Source organism: Leclercia sp. M50, assembly GCF_037150775.1.
Taxonomy (GTDB): domain Bacteria; phylum Pseudomonadota; class Gammaproteobacteria; order Enterobacterales; family Enterobacteriaceae; genus Enterobacter.
Window position 1 is genome coordinate 1 of sequence record NZ_JBBCPK010000213.1, and the last position, 2,061, is coordinate 2,061.

At 60.3% G+C, this 2,061-nt stretch carries 1 protein-coding gene and 1 pseudogene; both read left to right on the forward strand.

The genetic code is table 11. The annotated features are described in order from the left end of the window. Positions 1 to 1,568: pseudogene (locus tag WFM46_RS23585) on the forward strand (LLM class flavin-dependent oxidoreductase); the annotation flags it as partial. A gap of 9 nt (positions 1,569 to 1,577) precedes the next feature. After that, positions 1,578 to 2,061: GNAT family N-acetyltransferase (locus WFM46_RS23590; RefSeq protein WP_336998708.1), on the forward strand; the 484-nt coding region annotated here is incomplete at its 3' end.

The window sequence follows — 2,061 nt, forward strand, 5'->3', positions numbered from 1 at the left end:
GACGCCATCTTTACCCACCATGACACCTTTGACGAAGCCCGGGCGTTCTGGCACGACGTAAAAAGCCAGCTTAAACAGCATGGCCGTCGGGTGGACGAACTGCATATCTTCCAGGGGGTAAGCGTCATCGTCGGGAAAGATGATGACGACGTGGAGCAGCAGTACCAGACCACCGCCGCACTGGTCTCCATCAGCGATGCCCTGAACTATCTTGGCCGCTACTTTGAGCATCACGATTTCAGCCAGTATCCGCTGGACGAGGCCTTCCCGGACATTGGCGATCTGGGGAAAAACAGCTTCCGCAGCACCACCGATGAGATCAAGCGCAACGCCCGGGAGCGCAACTTAACCCTGCGTCAGGTGGCGCTGGAAGCCGCCTCGCCGCGCCCGCGTTTTTCCGGCACTCCGGAGCAGGTGGCCGATGGCTTACAGCAGTGGTTTGAAGGCCATGCGGCGGATGGCTTCATTATTCAGGGCGGTACGCCGGACACCTTCCCGCGCTTTGTTGACCAGGTGGTGCCGCTGTTGCAGGCGCGCGGCCTGTTCCGCACTGAATACCCCGGCACCACCCTGCGCGAGAGCCTGGGTTTAGCGCAGCCCGTTAATCAGTTCACAAAACAATAAGAGAACCTGCCATGAAAAAATCATCGCTTATTCTGGCGCTTGCGCTGGCCTTTACCCCTGCCGTCTGGGCAGAGAACGTCACGATTAACGGCACCGGGGTGAGCCTCGAGGCCAATAAAACGCCAATTAACACCGCCAAAAACCCGGAAGCCATCAGCCAGCTGCCCGCCAGCTTTAAACCGGTGGTGCCGGGGAAGTTCACCGTGGCGATTGCCGGGCTGAGCCAGCCGCCGCTGACGGTCTTCGCCGATGACAACAAAACCCTGATTGGCAGCGAGGCGGATATCGCCCGTCTGGTGGCCGACAGCCTCGGGCTGGAGCTGAACGTCGTGCCCACCTCCTGGGAAGACTGGCCGCTGGGCGTCGCCTCCGGGAAATACGATGCGGCAATCAGCAACATCACCGTCACCAAAGAGCGTAAAGAGAAGTTCGATTTCGCCACCTACCGTAAAGATTCGCTGGGCTTCTACGTGAAATCCACCAGCCCCATCAAGAAACTTGAGCAGGCGGAGGATATCGCCGGGCTGCGGATCATTGTGGGCTCCGGCACCAACCAGGAGGCGATCCTGCTGGCGTGGGATGCGGAGAACCAGAAGAAGGGGCTGAAGCCGTTCACGCCGATCTACACCAAAGATGATGCCGCCCAGACCCTGGCGCTGCAGTCCGGTCGCGCGGATGCCTATTTTGGCCCGAACGTGATTGGCGCATGGAAAGCGGCTCTGAACGGTAAAACCAAACTGGTGGGCAGCGTGGATGGCGGCTGGCCGAAAGCGGCGCACATCGCCGTGACCCTGAAAAAAGGCAGTGGCCTGGCAGAGCCGGTGCAGACCGCCCTCAACGGCGTGATCAAGAACGGCGACTACGACAAGGTGCTGAACCGCTGGGGTGAAGGCGTAGAACGTATTCCTCATTCGGAAGTTAACCCGGCCGGTCTTGGCGACTAAGGAGAACCTATGAGCGATCTTTTTCGTGACGTTTCGCCGGAGGACGCCGATCTTCAACCCATTATTAACGGGCTGTTCGGAGAATACGCGGCGCGCTACGGGGACTACTTCTCTAAAGATGCCGAGGTGGAACTGACCGAGTGGTATCTGCCGCCCCAGGGGCTGTTTATCGTGCTGGAGCGCGACGGAAAGATTATCGCCACCGGGGCCTATAAGCCTTTCGACGCGCAGACCGCCGAGATCAAACGTATCTGGACCGACAAATCCTTGCGCCAGCAGGGGCTGGCCGCCCGGGTGGTGCAGGAGCTGGAGCGCCGGGCGAGGCTTGCCGGTTACAGCCAGATCTACCTCACCACCGGCTTTCGTCAGCCGGAAGCGGTGCGGCTCTACCTGAGCCAGGGCTACACGGCGCAGTTCGATCTTAACCGCGACCCGGAAGAGTACAGCCAGCCGCCGTTCGACGGGCGGCTGCGTTTCACCAAAACGCTGGTAC